This is a genomic window from Amycolatopsis sp. EV170708-02-1 (assembly GCF_022479115.1).
In the GTDB taxonomy this organism is placed as follows: domain Bacteria; phylum Actinomycetota; class Actinomycetes; order Mycobacteriales; family Pseudonocardiaceae; genus Amycolatopsis.
The window spans coordinates 5,677,297-5,694,816 of sequence record NZ_CP092497.1 but is presented as its reverse complement, the minus strand read 5'-3'; the positions used below and the strand labels follow the sequence as shown (position 1 = coordinate 5,694,816).

The 17,520-nt window shown below is 74.2% G+C and carries 2 protein-coding genes; both read right to left on the bottom strand.

The window, feature by feature from the left end; genetic code table 11:
* Positions 1-3 precede the first annotated feature (3 nt).
* Positions 4-6,927 carry a non-ribosomal peptide synthetase/MFS transporter gene (locus tag MJQ72_RS25635; RefSeq protein ID WP_240593563.1) on the bottom strand — a complete coding sequence of 2,308 codons (6,924 nt, stop codon included), beginning with the start codon at positions 6,925-6,927 and terminating at the stop codon, positions 4-6.
* Positions 6,924-17,429 (bottom strand): non-ribosomal peptide synthetase, encoded by a 10,506-nt coding sequence (locus MJQ72_RS25630; RefSeq protein ID WP_240593562.1) that lies wholly within the window; start codon positions 17,427-17,429, stop codon positions 6,924-6,926. Before MJQ72_RS25630 ends, MJQ72_RS25635 begins: the two co-directional genes overlap by 4 nt.
* Positions 17,430-17,520: the final 91 nt, after the last annotated feature.

The window sequence follows — 17,520 nt, the reverse complement described above, 5'->3', positions numbered from 1 at the left end:
GCGTCACCGCGCCAGCTCGCGGTCGGCGAGTGCCTGCACGCGGTCGAGGTCGGCGTCGATCTCCGCCGGGGGCGCCGCGTCCGGCAGCAGTTCCTCGATATGGTGCAGCGGCCGGTATCGCAGGCCGAGCAGACCCCACACCACCAGCACGGCCCCGGAGACCACCATCAGCGCGGCGAAGCCGCCGAGCAGGCCGGCGAGCGGTCCCGCGGTCAGGAACCCGAGCGGTTGCATGGCGGTCGCCAGCATGACGTTGATCGCCAGCACCCGGCCCTGCAGATGCTGGCCGACCTTCGTCTGGATGATCGACAGCCAGTGCGCGTTGCCGATGCTCATGCACGCCAGCCGCACGAACAGGCCGATCGCGACCACGAGCACCGAAGGCCACGCGCCCATCAGCGCCACCCCGAGCCCGGAGCCGACGACGAACGCGATCATGCCGGTGGCCCGGCGCGCGGTGCCGCCCCAGGTGATCACGACGAGCGCGCCGACCGCCGCGCCGATCCCGCCGACGGCGCTGACCACACCCAGTTCGCCCGTCGAGCCGATCGACAGGACCAGCGGGGTGAGCCCCACCCACATCACGGCGGTGAAGTAGTTGACCACCGCGAAGTAGCCGATCATCACCAGCAGCGGTTTGCGGCGCAGCACGAACTTCCACCCGCCGGCGACCGCCCTCGTGAAGGGTTCGACCCTGGTGAAGGACATCCTGTCCGGGAACCGCACCAGCACCAGGGTGGTCACCCCGATCGCGAACGTGGCGACGTCGGCCACGACCACCCCGGTCAGCCCGGACAGTCCCATGAGGACACCGCCGAGGACGGGCCCGAGCACGGTCCCGAGCCCGGCGCCCATGTCGGCGAGCGCGTTGGCCTGCGGCAGATACGGCTTCGGCACCAGCTGGGCGATCGCCGCCAGGTAGGCGGGCCGGTGGAACGCCGACGCCACCGACATGACCCCGACGATCGCGCACACCGCGGTGAGATCCAGCCGTCCCAAGGCGACCAGCACGGCGAGCACGGCCATCGCCGCGCCGCTCGTCAGGTCGCAGCACAGCATGATCCGGCGGCGGTCCACCCGGTCGGCGAGCGCGCCGCCGACCGGCGTCAGCAGCATGCTCGGCACGCGTGCGAGCAGTACGACCAGCGCGAGGTCGAGGACGCGTCCGCTCAGCTGGTACGCCCACACGCCGAGCGCGAACGCGCTCAGTTCGTTGCCGATCATCGACACGGCTTGGCCACCCGCCACGGTGTAGAACGCGCGCAGCCCGCGCCGGGTCGCGGCCGCGGCGACCGGGACGTCGTCGACTTCCGGCGGCAGGTCACCGGCGGCCCAGCCCGACAGCCGGTCCCGCAGCAGCGCCGCGACCTCGGCGGCCTGATGGCGCAGGAAGTAGTGCCCGGCCTTGGGCAGCACGGCCAGTTCGACGCGGTCGGCGAACGCGCCCCACTCCCGGTACCGCTCCTGGTACAGCTCGGTCGCCGGGTCGCTCGACCCGGCCACGCACAGCACCGGCGCCTTCAGCCGGGGCCCGTGCCCCGCGTCCGGGTCGAGCGCGCGGCCGAACCACGCCTGCGCCTGTCCGGCGTCGTGTCGCAGGGCGTGCAGCATCGCCGCGCTCGCGGCTTCGTCCATGTCGTCCAGCAGTCCGCCGGTGGCCCGCAGGGTGTCCCGGTAGAGCCGGTCCGCCACCCAGCGTTCGCGCGGGAACCGGCGCTGAAGCCAGGCCGAAAGCTTCCCCGGCAGGCGTGCGGAGGGGAAGCTGCCCGCCACGACCACCCCGGCGACGGCGCGGCCGCCGGCCTCGAGCCGGGCGGCGAGCGCGGTGGCCACCGCCGAGCCGACGCAGTGCCCGTACACCGCGACCGGGCCGGTAACGGTCCGGCCGATCTCGCCGGCCAGCAGATCCACGACCTCGTCGACGGTGCGGAACGCCTCGTCGGGCCGGGCCACGTCGTGGCCGGGCAGTTCGACGGCGAGCAGGTCGATGCCCGGTGCGGCGGCGGCGAGTTCGGTGGCCAAGGGCTGGAACACCGCGGCCGAGCCGCCGCCGTAGGGCACGCAGACGAGCGTCACGTCCGGCGTGCCCGCGCGGGCGGGGGAGAGCCGGTGCAGCAGGCGGCCGTCGTCGGTGTCCCGTCCGGCGTCGAGATGGGCGGCCAGTTCGCGGACGGTCGGGTGCAGGAACAGGTCGATGACCCTGAGCCGCTCGTCGATCAGCCGGACCGCGCGGACCGCGGTGAACGAATGGCCGCCGAGAGCGAAGAAGTCGTCGTCCGCGCGGACCTCGGATACGCCGAGCACCTGTGCCCACACCTGTGCGACGCGGTGCTCGGACGGCGTTTCCGGCGCACGCGAGCCGCTCACCGGCACGGGAACGGGCTCGGCGACCGGGCCAGCGGCCCCGGCCCCGGCGCGGGCCGGGCCGACCGCGGCGACCGGTCTGTCCACATCGGACAGCAGACCGGCCAGCAGTGCCTGGAAATCGGCGACGATCCCTTCGGCGGTGCCGTCGTCGAACAGGTCGGCCCGGTAGGCGAGGCCGCCGAGATAGGTGTCGCCGTCGTTGACCAGCACCATGCTGAGGTCGAACTTCACCTGCTCGCCCGCGTCGCGGACGGCGGTCACTTCGACCCCCGGGATGGCGGGCGGCGTCGCAGGCTGGTCGAGGACGTTCAGCAATACCTGGAAGATCGGCGTCGCGGCCACCGATCGCTCCGGCCGCAGCCGTTCGATGATCCGTTCGAGGGGGGTTTCGGCGTGCGTGAACGCGCCGAGCACGGTTTCGCGGGACCGGCCGAGCAACTCCCGCACGGTCGGGTCGCCGCCGAGATCCGTGCGCAGCACGAGCGTGTTCACGAAACAGCCCACCGTCGACTCGGCGTCCGGGTGATGCCGCCCGGACTCCGGTACGCCGACCGCGACGTCGTCGGTCCCGGCGCGGCGGCCGAGCAGTTCCTGCCAGCAGGCCAGCAACACCATGAACGGCGTCACGCCGGTCTCGGCCGCGACCCGCCGCACGCGTGCGGTGAGCGCGGCGGGGAGCGCGAACCGGACGTGCCCGCCGGTCCATCCGGCCACCGCCGGACGGGGCCGGTCGGTCGGCAACGTGAGCAGCGGCGGCAGCCCGGAAAGGCGGTCGCACCACCAGTCCAGGTCTTCGTCGCGCGTGCGGGCGGCCAGCCAGGCGGCGTAGTCCGCGTACTGGACGGGCAGAGTCGCGTCCGGTGCCGAGCCCGCGAGCCGGGCGGCGTACGCGTCGGCGAGGTCCGCGCCGATGATGCCGCGCGACCAGTTGTCGGTCGCGATGTGGTGCACGGTGAGCGCGAGCACGTGCTCGTCGGCGGCGATCCGGAACAGCGAGGCCCGCAGCGGCGGCTCCCGGTCGAGCGCGAACGGCCGCGCCAGCTCCGCCCGGCACGCCGCGTCCACCCGGTCGGCGGCGATGTCCACTATGGACACCGGAACGCGGTCCGCCGGCACCGGCACGGCCACCGGGGTGCCGTCCCGCTCCTCGATGACGGTGCGCAGGACGGTGTGCCGGGCGGCGACGTCCCGCACCGCGAGCGCCATCGCCGCCGCGTCCAGCGGTCCACGCAGCCGCAACACGAGATCGGCGTGATAGGCCGACCCCGGCCCGAGCAGTTCGAGGAACCACAGCCGTGCCTGCGCGGACGACAGCGGCGCGGGAGCTTCGGGGTCCGGCCGCACGGGGATGGGCGCGCCGCCGGACACGCCGCCCGGGTCGGCGGCCAGCACGGCGGCGAGGCCGGCCAGCACCGGGTGCTCGAACACCGTGCGCACGGCGACGTCGCGGCGCAGCGCCTCGCCCAGCCGCCCCGCCACCCGCACCGCGGCGAAGGAATGACCGCCCACGGCGAAGAAGTCGTCGTCCGCGGAAATGCCGTCGATCCCGAGCACGTCGCCCCAGATCCGCGCCACGAGCCGTTCGGCCGGGGTCGCCACCGGCCGTCGCGCGACGGGCGCCTGCTCGGCCGCGTCGGGCAGGGCGGCCCGGTCGATCTTGCCGTTCGCGTTGAGCGGCAAGCGATCCAGCACGGTCAACGAGGCGGGCACCATGTAGTCGGGCAGGCGCTCTCGCAGCGTCCGGCGCACGGTCGCCACATCGAGCCCCGGGCCGACCAGCCAAGCGGCGAGCCTGCGGTCCAGGCCGGTGCCGACCGGCAGGACCACGGCCTCGGCCACCCCGTCGACGTCGCGGAGGGCGGCGGTGACCTCGCCCAGTTCCACCCGGTGGCCGCGCACCTTCACCTGGTCGTCGGCACGGCCGAGGAACTGCACGGTGCCGTCGGCCCGCACCCGCAGCAGGTCGCCGCTGCGGAAGCAGCGCACGCCGGTGCCCAGCGGGTCGGATACGAACCGGGCCGCGGTCTGCGCGTCGTCGCCCAGATAGCCGCGGGTGATCTGCGGCCCGCCGATCACCAGTTCGCCGGTCATGCCGTCGGGAACCACCGCGCCGCGCGCGTCGACGAGATGACCGACGACCCCGGGAAGCGGCGTGCCGAGCGGCACGTGCCCGGTGCGCTCGTGCGGCGGGACGGTCGCCACGTCGCACGTCATCGAGATCATCGTGCTCTCGGTGTGCCCGTAGTGGCTCTGCACCCGCAGGCCGGGGCGGGCCGCCTCGACACGTTCGACGAGCGACCACGGGCACGCCTCACCGGCGAGGATCAGCAGCCGCCGCGGCAGCACGGCGGCGAGATCCCCGTGCCGGGCAAGGAGTTCCAGGTGGCTGGGCACGCATTTGAGCACGTCGACCGGATGCCCGGCCAGATACCCGGCGAAGGACTCCGGGTCCATCGCGGTGTCCCGCTCGACCAGGTGGACGGTGCCGCCGGTGGTCAGCGCGCCGTACACGCAGGTGAGGCCGAAGTCGGCCGCCGGGGTGGAGACGACCGCGAACGACGCGCCCGCCACGTCGCCGAGCCGGGGCAGCATGCCCGACAGGTAGTGCGCGACGTTGCGATGCTCGACCGCGACCCCCTTCGGCGCGCCGGTCGAACCGGACGTGAAGATCACGTGGATCAGGGCGTGCCCGGCGACCGGGACGTCCGGCCGGGTGCCCGGCCTGCCCGCGACCGCGTCGTCGACGGTCAAGACGGTGACATCGGGAACGGTGAGGTCGAGTCCGGGTTCGGCGAGCAGGATCCGCGCGCCCGCGGTGGCGAGGATCGCGGCCACCCGCGCCCGCGGGTAGGTGGTGTCCATCGGCAGGTACGCGCCGCCGGACTTCATGATGCCCAGTACCGCGCACGCCACGTCCGTGCCCTGTTCGAGCAGTAGCCCGACCGGCTCGTCGGCACGTACGCCGAGCGCCCGCAGCCGGTGCGCGATCCGGTTGGCGCGTTCGTCGAGCTGCCGGTAAGTCAGCGCGCCGGTCGCGCCGACCACGGCGACCCGGTCCGGGCAACGGTCGACGGTGTCTTCGATCAGCCTGTGCACCGGGCGAAGTCCGGTCCGCTCCGGTTCCGGTCCCGCCAGCACCGGTGCGGTGACGGCCTCGACGGGTACCTCGGCCACCGGACGGTCGAGGTCCGCGGTGATCCCGTCGACGAGCGTGACGAACCAGCGGGCGATGCGTTCCGCGGTGCCCCGGTCGAACAGGTCGGTGCGGTAGGCGAGCCCGCCCGAATAGCCGTCGCCGGACCGGGACAGCGCGAGGTTCAGGTCGGCCTTGACGCCGCGCACCGGCGGTTCGGTGACCCGTGTGGTCAGGCCGGGCAGCCCGGGTGGCCGCGACGGTTCGTCGAGCACGTTGAGCATGACCTGGAAGATCGGCGACGCGTCGAGCCCGCGTCGTGGCGCGACCCGCTCCACGATCCGCTCGAACGCCACGCCCGTATGCGCGAACGCGTCGAGCACCGTGTCCCGGGCGGCGGCCAGCAGCTCGCGGCCGGTGGCCGCCCCGGCCAGGTCGGTGCGCAGCACCAGCGTGTCGACGAAGCAGCCGACGACGCGTTCGGCGTCCGGGTGGCGCCGTCCGGACTCGGGCACTCCTACCGGCACGTTGGTCGTCCCGGCCAGCCTGGCGAGCAAGGTCTGCCAGCACGCCAGGAACACCATGAACGGGGTGGCGCCGGTGGTGCGGCCGATCTCCCGCAGCCGCGCGGTGAGCGCGGCGGGCACCTCGACGGCGACCTCGGCGCCCTCCTCCCCGGCCACGGCCGGACGGGGCCGGTCGGTCGGCAGCTCCAGCACCGGGGGAAGCCCGGCGAGCCGCTCGTGCCACCAGTCCAGGTCGGCCTCGGCGGTGTCCGGCCTGGAACCGTTCCACGCCACCAGGTCCGCGTACTGGAGCGCCGGTGGCGGCGGCACGTCGCGGACGCCGAGCCGGGCCGCGTAGCAGGCGGCGAGGTCGTCGAGCACGACCGCGGCCGACGGGGCGTCCATCGCGATGTGGTGGAACGTCAACGCCAGCACCCGCCGGTCGGCGGTGACCCGGAACAGCACCGCCCGCATCGGCGGCAGGTCGCCGAGCGCGAACGGGCGGATGGCCTCGGCGGCCACGGCGTCGTCCAGCTCCGCCGCCGTCACGTCCACAGTGGACACCGGAACGCCGGGGCCCGCGCACCGCATCGGCTCGCCGTCGATCTCCCGGTACACGCCGCGGAGCACGTCGTGGCGGTCGGCGACGTCATGGACCGCGGCGACGAGCGCGGTCTCGTCGGCCGGTCCGGTCAGTTCGAGTACGAGCGGCAGGTTGTAGGCGTGGCCGCCGGGTTCGAAGCGGGCCAGGAACCACAGCCTGGCCTGCGCGGACGACAGCGGCACCGGTGACCCGTCGCGGGGGAGCCGGGGGATGGCGGGCTCCGCGTCGGGGGTGCCGCCACGCAGTGCGGCCGCGGCGCGTCCGGCGAGCAGCTCGCGCAGGCGTCGCTGTGCGGGAGTGACCAGTGAATCCGTCATGCCGTGCTCCCCGCCGGGACGTCGGCGGTGTCGTCCGCCAGCGCGGTCATCGCGATCCGTTCCAGTTCCGTCGCGAACTCCCGCAGCACCGGCCGGTCGAACAGGCACCGCACCGGGACGGGGAAACCGAGCGCCTCGCCGAGGCGGCCGACGACCTTGGTCGCGGCGAGCGAATGTCCGCCGAGGCCGAAGAAGTCGTCCAGCGCGCCGACCCGCTCCCGGCCGAGTACCTCGGCCCAGGTCACCGCGATGAGTTCCTCGACCGCCGTTTCGGGCGGGCTGTCCGGCCCCGCCGGTGCCGAGGGGGCGGGCAGCGCGGCGCGGTCCACCTTGCCGGTCGCGGTGGCGGGGAACGCGTCGAGCGGCACCCAGCGGTGTGGCACCGCGTAGTCGGGCAGGCGCCCGCGCAGCACGGCGGCCACGGCGGCGGTGTCCACAGTGGACGGGGTGAGGTAGCCGACGAGATGTGGTTCGCCTTCCCCGGTACGCACCACGACCACCGCGTCGGTCACCCCGGCGACCGTGCGCAGCACGTGCTCCACCTCGCCGAGTTCCACCCGGTTGCCGCGGATCTTCACCTGGTGGTCGGCGCGGCCGTGGAACTCCAGCGTGCCGTCGCCGCGCCAGCGGACCAGGTCGCCGGTGCGGTAGGAACGGGCCCCGTGCAACGGGTCGGTGCCGAAGGCGGCCGAGGTCGGCTCCGGGCGGCCCCGGTAGCCGGGTGTCACGCCGGCGCCGCCGATGGACAGCTCGCCGACGGCGCCGGGAAGAGCGGTCTGGCCGAACGGGTCGACCACGGTGAGCAGGGTGCCGCCGATCGGTCCGCCGATCGGTATCGGCCGGTCGGCCGCCAGATCGGCGGTGGTCACCAGATGGGTCGTCGCGGTGATGGTGGTCTCCGTGGGTCCGTAGCAGTTGCGCAGGCTCGCGACCCGGGCGGTGACCTGCCGCGCGAGTGCGACGTCGAGGGCTTCGCCGCCGGAGAACACGTGCAGTCCCGGCAGATCGGGCAGTCCGGCGGCGATGAGCATCCGCAGGGTGGTCGGTGTCGGGTTGAACCGGGTCGCGCCGGTCGCGAGGAGCCGCCGGACCAGGGCGTGCCCGTCGACGGCACAGTCCCGGTCGGCGATCGCGCAGTGCGCGCCCGCGGTCAGCGTCGTCCAGATCTCGCCGGTGGCCGTGTCGAACGCGAGCGGCGCGACCGCGAGCCACGTGTCGGAGGGCCGGACGCCGGTGACTTCGCGGAAGGCGTGCACCAACGCGGCGAGGTTCCGGTGAGTGACCGCGACTCCCTTCGGCTTGCCGGTCGAACCGGAGGTGTAGAGGACGTAGGCGAGGTCGTCCTGGTCCGGCTCCCGAAGCGCGCGGGCGTCCGTGACGGGGGCGTCGAGGTCCACGACGGTCAGGTGCGGCAACGCGGCGCGGGCCACGTCCAGCGCGTGGCCGCGGGCGGCGACGATCCGGATCCCGGCGTCGGTGGCGAGCGCCGCGATCCGGTCCGCGGGCTGGCCTGGGTCCAGCGGCAGGTACGCGCCACCCGCCCGCCACACCGCGAGCAGCCCGGCGGGCGTGTATTCGTCGCGGGGCAGGCATACGCCGACCACGTCACCGGTGGCGACACCCGCGGCGAGCAGGCCGCGGGCGCCCTGCGCCGACCAGGTGGCCAGATCCGCAAAGGACAGCCGGCCGGTGGGTGACGACGTCGCCACCGCGCCGGACTGTCGCGCGAGCACCTCGGTGACCACGGTTCTGGTGGCGGGCAACGATTTCCCGGTGCCCCAGGCGACCAGTGCGGCACGGTTCCCGTCGTCCAGGATGTCCAGTGTGGACAGTTCGGCGCCCGGATCGGCGGTAAGCCGGTCCACGAGGACGCCGTACCAGCGGGCCCAGCGTTCGATCGTGTCCCGGTCGAACAGATCGGTGCGGAACACGAGCCTGCCCGGATAGCCGTCACCGGTTTCGGCGAGGTCCAGGTTCAGGTCGTACAACGCGGTGGCGACCGGTTGCGGCAGTGCCGTCACGGCCAGGTCGCCGAGCGCCGCGGTCGCCTGGTCGTCGAGGACGTTCATCATCACCTGGCACACCGGGGTGCTCGCCGGATCGCGTTCCGGCGCGAGCCGCCGCACGACCTCGTCGAACGGCACGTCGGCGTGCGCGAACGCGTCGAGCACCGCGTCGCGGGCCCTGGCCACGAGGTCGCGGCCCGTGCGGACGCCCGGCCCCAGATCGGCGCGGACGGCCACGGTGTCGACGAAGAAGCCGACCATTCCGGCCAGTTCGGCCGTGCGGCGGCCACTGTGCGGCACGGCTACGGCGAGGTCCCGTACGCCGGCCAGCCGGGCGAGCAACAGTTGCCACGCCGCGAGCAGGACCGTGAACGGGGTGGTCCCGGCCGCGCTCGCCAGTGCCCGGACCCGGCAGGCGACGGCCGGGGGCAGCCGGAGGGGGACCTCGTCCGCCGTCCGGTCCGCGATGGCGGGGCGGGGCCGGTCGGCGGGCAGCCGCAACGCGGGCAGATCCGTGAGCCGCCGCTCCCACCAGTCGAGCCCCGCGGCCCGGTCCTGTTCGCGTTCCCGCGCGGCGTGGTCGGCGTACTGGATCGAGGGCGGCTCGCCGGGTTCCGTGCGGTACCAGCGGTCCATTTCGGACAGCAGGAGCCGTTGGGAGGTCGCGTCGGTGGCGATGTGGTGACAGGTGAGGGCCAGTACGTGGTGCTCCGGGGCGAGCCGGAACAGGACCACGCGCAGCGGCGGCGCGGCGTCCAACGCGAACGGGCGCCGGATCTCCGCCGTCACCGCCGCGGCCAGGTCCGGCTCTCGAACGTCCACAGTGGACATCGGAACGGCGCCGGCCGGCCCGAGGAGCGCGACCGGCTCACCGTCGATCTCGGTGAACCGGCTGCGCAGCACGTGATGGCGCGTCGCGAGCGTGCGGATCGCGCGGAACAGCCGCGCCTCGTCCAGCGCGCCCAGGATCCGCAGCACGGTGGGGGAGTTGTAGGCGGCGCTGCCCGGGTCGAGTTTCGCGGCGAACCACAGCATGCGCTGCGCCGGTGACAGTCGCGCGGGAGCGGCCGGGTCCGCACGGGCGACGAGCGGGCGGACGGCGCGGGCGGCTTCCCCGTCGATCCGTGCGGTGAAGTCGGCGAGCACCGGGTGGTCGAACAGGGTGCGGACGGTGATCCGGCGTCTCAGCCGGGTGTGCAGGAGGCCGACCACCCTGGTCGCCGCCAGCGACCGGCCGCCGAGTGCGAAGAAATCGCTGTCCGGGCCGATCTCCACGTCGAGTTCGAGACATTCCCGCCACACCCGGGCGACCACCGCCTCGGCCTCCGACAGCGGCGCGGGCGTGGCGGAAGGGGCGGCGGGCGCCGGAGGGAGCGCCCGTCGGTCGAGCTTTCCGTTGGGCAGCAAGGGGAGCGCGTCCAGGGTGCACCACGCACTCGGCACCATGTAGGCGGGCAGGAGCCGTCGCAGCCGTCGCTCGACGGCCGCCGCGTCGACGGTCGCGGGAGTGAGGTAGCCGACCACGTGCGCGTCCACGCCGTCCGCGGCCACCGCCACCGCCGCGTCGTCCACATCGGACAGTCCACGAAGGACGGACTCGATCTCGCCCGGTTCGAACCGGTTGCCGCGCACCTTCACCTGGTCGTCGGCGCGCCCGAGGAACTCCAGCGTCGCGTCCGGCCGCCACCGGACCAGGTCACCGGTGCGGTAGCAGCGTTCGCCTGGCCGCACCGGGTCGGCGACGAACGCGGACGAGGTCAGCTCGGGCCGCGACCGGTAGCCGGCCGCCACACCGGCGCCACCGATCCACAGCTCGCCGATCGCACCCGGCGGCGCGAGCCCGCCCGCCTCGTCCATGACGTACAGCCGGGCGCCCGGCGTCGGCGAACCGATCGGGACACGGTCCCGGTCGTGACCGGTGACCCGGTGCGCGGTCGCCGCGACCGTGGTCTCCGTCGGGCCGTAGCCGTTCCACAGCTCGCCGACCAGCGGCAGGGTCCGCGCGGCGAGGTCAGGGTCGAGCACCTCGCCGCCGAGCAGCAGCCGCAGCGCCGGGTCGCCCGCCCAGCCCGCGGCGAGCAGCATCCGCAGGCTCGTGGGGGTCAGGTCGGCGACCGTGACACCGCTCTCGGCGATCCGTCGCGCGAGCCGGTGACCGTCGACGGCGGTGTCGCGGTCGGCCACGACGCAGCGCGCGCCGGTGGTCAGTGGCCACCACAGTTCCTCGGCGGACACGTCGAAGGCGAGCGGCGCGACCGCGAGCATCGCGTCGTCCCGCGTCATACCGGGGCGAAGACTCCGGGAGCGGACGAACGCGTGCAGGTTGGCGTGGCTGATCTCGACGCCCTTGGGCCGCCCGGTCGACCCCGATGTGTACAGCACGTAGGCGAGCGCGTCGCCGTCCGGCGGCACCGGCTCGAAGGGCGCTCCGTCGGTCCGGTCGGCATCGACCACACGGAGGCCCGGGACGCCCTCGGCGACCTCCGACGCCATCGGCTGGGCGCCGCCCCGGGTGAGCACGACGCGCAGACCGGCCTCGCCCGCGAGCTGGGCCAGCCTGGCGACGGGTTGCCCGATGTCGAGCGGCAGATACCCCGCACCCGCCCGCCACACGGCGAGCAGCGCGGCGGGCAGGAACTCGTCGCGCGGCAGGCACACCCCGACCGTGTCCCCGGCCGCGACGCCGGACGCGGCGAGCACGCGCGCGATCCGGTCGGCGTGGGCCACCAGATCCGCGTACGTCAGCTGCCCGCCCTCCGCGGACACCGCGACCGCGTCCGGTGTCCGCGACGCCGCGCGCCACACCGCGTCCGGCACGCCGGTCGCGTCGTCGGCGGGCAACGCGGGGCCGGTTCCCCACCGCGTCAGCTCGGCGAGTTCCCCGTCCGCCGCCGGTACCAGTGCGGACAGCGCGGTGTCCGGTGTGGACACCGCGGAGCGCAGAAGACGCAGCAGGGAACGGGCGAACCAGCGGGCGCGGCCGGGGCCGAGCCACGCCGGGTCGTGCTCGACGATCAGCTCGGCGCCGCCGACATGGGTGTTCACGAACACCGTCAGCGGATTGTGGCTGCCGCCGGTCGGCAGCTCGCCGAGCAGGTCCAGCCGTGTGTCCGGGCCGTGGGCCGACAGCGGGAGACCGTCGGGTTGCACGGCGATCGACACGGGGGTGAGCGGTACCCCGGCGGGCCGGTCGCCGCCCCACAGCCCGGCGAGTTCGCCGCTGGGCAGGCCTCGATGGTCGATGGCGTGCGCCGCCGTGGTCATGGCCGCGCGCAGCAGATCCCGGAACGACGTGTCCGCGCCGAGCCGCAACCGCACGGGCAGGACGTCGACCAGCGGCCCGACGGTGTGTTCGAGCTCGGGCCGGTCCCGGTGCGCGGCCGCCATCCCCAGCAGTACGTCCCGGCTCCGCGCCAGCTCGCCGACCAGTACCCCGACCGCCGACAGGTACACCGCGAACGGTGTCACCCCGGTCGATTCGGCCAGCGCACGCACGGCCGACCCCAGCGACTCCGGTACCGGCATGCCGATCCGTTCCCCGCCGAACCGCCGCCGACCGTGCGCGGCGCGGTCGAACAGGGCGTCCGGCGGGGTCGCTCCGGCCAGCTCTCGCGACCAGTACGCCACGAGCCGGTCTCGTTCACCGGGCGCCTCCGCGAGCGCGCGTTCCCGCGACGCCACCGCGCCGACCTGTGCGAAGGAAGCCGCGGGCGCACCGGCCAGTTCCGCCATGAGCACGCCGATGGACGCGCCGTCCGTGGCGACGTGGTCGGACACGACGACCAGATCGGCCACCTCGTCGGCCAGGCGGAGCAGCGTCAGTCGCAGGAGCGGCGTGTCCTTGGTGAGGTCGAACGCGTGCCGGGCGGCGGCCGCGGCCAGTTCCCCGGCCCGCCGGTCCGCGTCGGCGAGCCCGCGCAGGTCGTGCACGTCCAGCGGAACCGGCGCGGGCGGGCCGACCACCATCACCGGTTCGCCGTCGTGGTCGCCGATCGTGCCGCGCAGCACCTCGTGCCGTGCCACGATCCCGTCCGCGGCGGCGCGCAGCGCGGGCACCGACACCCGGCCGCGCAGCCGCAGCCGCCAGGCGACGGTCGTCGCGGTGCCGGTCGAGCCGAGCTGGGCGAGGGTCCACAGATCCCGTTGCGTGCCGGTCAACGGGCAGGTCCCACGGTCCGGGTTCTCCGCCAGCGTCACCGGCGGCGCCGCGACCGGGGCGTCCGCGAGCCGCCGCGCGACCGCGGCCACCGTGCCGTCGGAGAGGAACTCCGCCAGCGTCACCACGCGTCCGGCGCTCTCCCGCAGCCGCGCGAGCGCACGCGCCGCGGCCAGGGAATGCCCGCCCGATTCGGAAAACCGGTCGTGCACCCCGATCCCCGGCAGCCCGAACGCGGCCGCGACCGCCTCGGCGACCAGCCGTTCGGCCTCGGTGCGCGGGGCGGCGTACTCCGTGTCCTCGCGGTCGAACACCCACGCCGCCAGCGCGGCCCGGTCCGCCTTCCCGGTCGTGCCGAGCGGGATCGCGTCGAGCACGGCGATCCGCGACGGCACCAGGTGCGCGGGCAGCCGCGACCGCAGCCACCGCACCAGCTCCGGCTCGGACACCCCGTCACCGGCCGGTTCGGCGAACCCGACGAGCCTGCGCTCCCCGTGTTCGTCGGCGGGCGCGAGCACCAAGGCGTTGCCGACGGCCGGATGGGTGAGGAGCGCCGCCTGGACCTGCCCCGGTTCGATCCGGAAACCCCGCACCTTCACCTGGTCGTCGGCGCGGCCGACGAAATGGTGCACACCGTCGCGGCGGCGGACCAGGTCGCCGGTGCGGTAGTGCCGGACGCCGCGGGAGTCGGCCACGAACTTCTCGGCGGTCAGCTCCGGCTGACCCAGGTACCCGCGGGTCACGAGCGCCCCGCTGACCCACAGCTCACCGACCTCGTCGTCGCCGAGCTCGCGACCGCCGGCGTCCCGCACCGAGAACGCGGCGCCGGGCAGCGGGGTGCCGATCGGCGGGTCGTCCAGCCCGTCCCGGCCGACCTCGTGGCACGAGCAGTTCACCGTCGCCTCGGTCGGGCCGTAGCAGTTCACGATCCGCCGCACGCCCTCGTTGGCGTAGAGGCGGTCGACGAGCGACCGGTGCAGTGCCTCGCCCGCGATCGCGACGGTCCGCACCGAACGCGGCAGCGGAGTGCGCGCGAGCACCGCCAGCACGGACGGCACGCCCTGTACGAACGTCACCTCGTCCCGTGCGGCCAGCCCGGGCAGCGCGAGCAGGTTCTCGGCGAGCACCAGGCTCCCGCCGGTCACCAGCGGCGGGAAGATCTCGGCGACGGACGCGTCGAAGCAGACCGACGCGGCACCGAGCACGCCACGCAGTTCTTCGTCGCCGTAGGTCGCGGCCGCCCACGACAGCAAGGCGAGCACGTTGCGATGCTCGACCTGGACGCCTTTCGGTCTGCCGGTGGAGCCGGACGTGTAGATCACGTACGCGAGGTCCGTGCCGGAACCCGGGACACCGGGCGCGGTCGTGGGCGCGGAAACGACGTCCCCGACGGCCAGCACCGGCACGACGGCGTCCGCGAGCGCGGCCGGATCCGGTTCGTCCGCCACCACCAGCGACAGCCCGGAATCCGCGACGACCGACGCGCCGTGCGCCGGGGGAGCGGACGGGTCCAGCGGGACGTACGCGCACCCCGCCTTCAGCACCCCCAGCAGCGTGGGCACCAGCCACCGGCCGCGGCGCAGGCAGACGCCGACGAGGTCACCGGAGGCCACCCCACGACGCAGCAGCGTGTGCGCGACCGTGTTCGCGACCTCGTCCAGCCGGCCGTAGCTCAGCCGCTCGTCGTCCGCGACGAGCGCACAGCGGTGGGGTGTCCTTCTCGCCTGCTCCTCGAACGCTTCGTGTACCCGGTCGAACACGCCCAGATCTACCCGCAACCGCTGAACCCTCTCGTGAACCGGCCGGAGTTCGCCGACCTCGGCAGATTGAACGTCCGGGAAGGCGCCCGGTCCAGGAACAGCGACCGGAAACCGTGCGGACGGAAAGTTCCGGTCACGACGAGACCGTCGCGGTGCCCATCGCGTCGTACAGCCCCGCGCGCGTTCGCGGAACGGCCTGGCCTTGTCCTGATCACCGGCGTCGGCGTGGGTCGCGGCGATACCGGTCAGCGCGCGGGCCTCCTCGTGCGGTTCGCGGGTGAGCCGGGCGAGCTCGGCGGCCCGCGTGTAGTGCGCCATCGCGGCCGTCCGGTCTCCGCACGCCAGCGCGCTGTCCGCGAGCCCGTTGTGCACCAAGGTCTCCAGCGGCCGGATGCCGGTCGCCACCGCGATGTCGAGCGCCGCCTCCTGGTGCAGGCGGGCCGTCGCCGGATCGCCCTGCCGGAGGTGCACCAGCCCGAGATAGGCCAGCGCGTACCCTTCGGCCTCGCGGTGGCCTTCGGCCCTGCTGACCATCAGCGACCGGTCGAGGTGGTCGAGGGCTTCCGGCCACCGGCCCAGCGCGCGGTACACGTCCCCGAGGTTATGCAGCGCGATCGCCTCGCTCAGCCGGTCACCGATGCACCGGGCGTTGGCCAGGCACTGCCGATAGCAGTCGAGGGCGGCGTCCAGTTCGCCCCGGCGTTCGTGGACGAAGCCGAGGTTGGACAGCGAGCGCCCCTCGTTGAGGCGGTCGCCGGTCTCGCGGGAAACCGTGACCGCCCTGCTCAAGTGGTCCACCGCGGCGGAGTACCGGCCCAGCTGCGCGTACACGGTGCCGAGGGTGTTCAGCGCGCGACCGGCGACGACCGGGCTCCCGTCGACGTCGAGGCAACGGGTCAGATGTGTCACGGCCTCGTCGAAATGGCCGAGCCTGGCGCAGATCGCGGCCAGGTCGACGAGCGCCTGCTGGACGCCGCTGGCGTCGCCCACCCGATGTGCCTCGGTGAGCGCGAGACGGTGCAGTGTGCGCAGGACGCCGTAGTGACCGTGTACTCGCAACACGTGCCACAGCACGGTCGAAAGGTCGCGGGCGTAGGTGTCGCCGTCGGCCGACGACTGTTCCGCGATGGCGATCAAGGTGGGCAGTTCCGCCGCCAGCCAGGTCGCCGCGTCTTCGGCACCGGTGAACCCGGCGTACTCGACGACCGGGGTGAGCAGGGGTCTTCGGTTGGGGTCGCCCGCCGCCATCGACCCGGCCGCGTCGGCGGCCCTCGCCACATAGTGTTCGGCGAGGCGGCGCAGGGCCGCCGATCTTCGCCGCGCCGGTTCCTCGTCGGCGCGGCCGCGCGCGTAGTCGCGGACCAGATCGTGGAATTCGAACCGGCCGTCCGCGCGGTGCGCGAGCAGCAGGTGGCTGTCGACGAGCGCGTCGAGGAGCCTGCGGGTCTCCGGCGGATCCGTGCCCAGCAGCGCAGCCGCGGCGGCGCTGTCCCAGTGCGGGCCGGGATGGAGACCGAGCAGACGCAGGCCCGAGGCCACGTCGCCGGGAAGCGCGTCGTAGGACCAGGACAGCACGGAAGGCAGGGAGGTGGTCTTCTCTTCGGTGGTCAGTGCGGCGAGCCGGTCCCCGGCCGAGCGCATCGAGGACGCCACGTTCGCCAGGTTCCGGCTGTGCGCGAGCCGTTCACCGACGATGCGCAGGGCGAGCGGCAGGCCGCCGCATCCCGACACCATGTCGGCGAGCGCGGTGCGGTCGGCGAATCTTCGTCCGCTGCCCGCCAGCCGGTCGAGCAAGGAGAACGACTCCTGCTCGGACAGCAGCGGCACCGGGACCCGGTGCGCGTCGGCGCTGATCGTCAGCCCGTGCAGGGCCGCGCGGCTCGTCACCACCACCGCGCAGCCCGCGTGCCCGGGCAGCAGCGGCCGGACCTGGTCCGCCGAACGGGCGTTGTCCAGCACGAGCAGCACGGAACGGCCGGCCAGCACACTGCGCAGCGACGCGGCCCGGTCGTCGAGGTCGGCGGGCACGTCCGCCACGGGTACGCCCAGCGCCCGCAGGAACGACCGCAGCACCTCACCCGGGTCGGCGGGCGCCCCCGGCCCGTACCCGCGCAGGTTCGCGAACAGCTGCCCGTCGGGGAAATCCTGTTTGACCCGCTGCGCCCACTGCACGGCCAACGACGTCTTGCCGACCCCGGCCATGCCTTCCAGCACCGCCACGACGACACCCTCGCCCGCCCTCTCGCCGCGGAGGGCGTCGAGCGCTTCGATCTCCCGCTGCCGCCCGACGAACGACGTGATACCCGAAGGCAGTTGCGCGGGCACCGAAGCGACCGGCGTTCCCGCGGGCGACACCGCGTCCGGGCAGTAGTGCCGCACGAACCGGCCGGCCTGCTCGCCCTGGAGACCCAGCCCCAGCGCCAGCGCCTCCACCGAATGGCGGCGTGGCCGGGCGACCCGGCCACGCTCGATGTTGCTGATGCTTCGCACCGTCAGCCCGGTGCGTTCCGCCAACTCCTCCTGGGTGAGCCCGGCGTCCCGCCGTGACTCACCCAGCAACGACCTCGGCCGAGGGTCCATTTTGCGGATGTTAGAGCGGGCGCGACGCCGAAAAGGAGAGGTTCGCCGAGGATTTTGATCGAATTTGGTCGAAAACGCCGTGCCGGGTCCT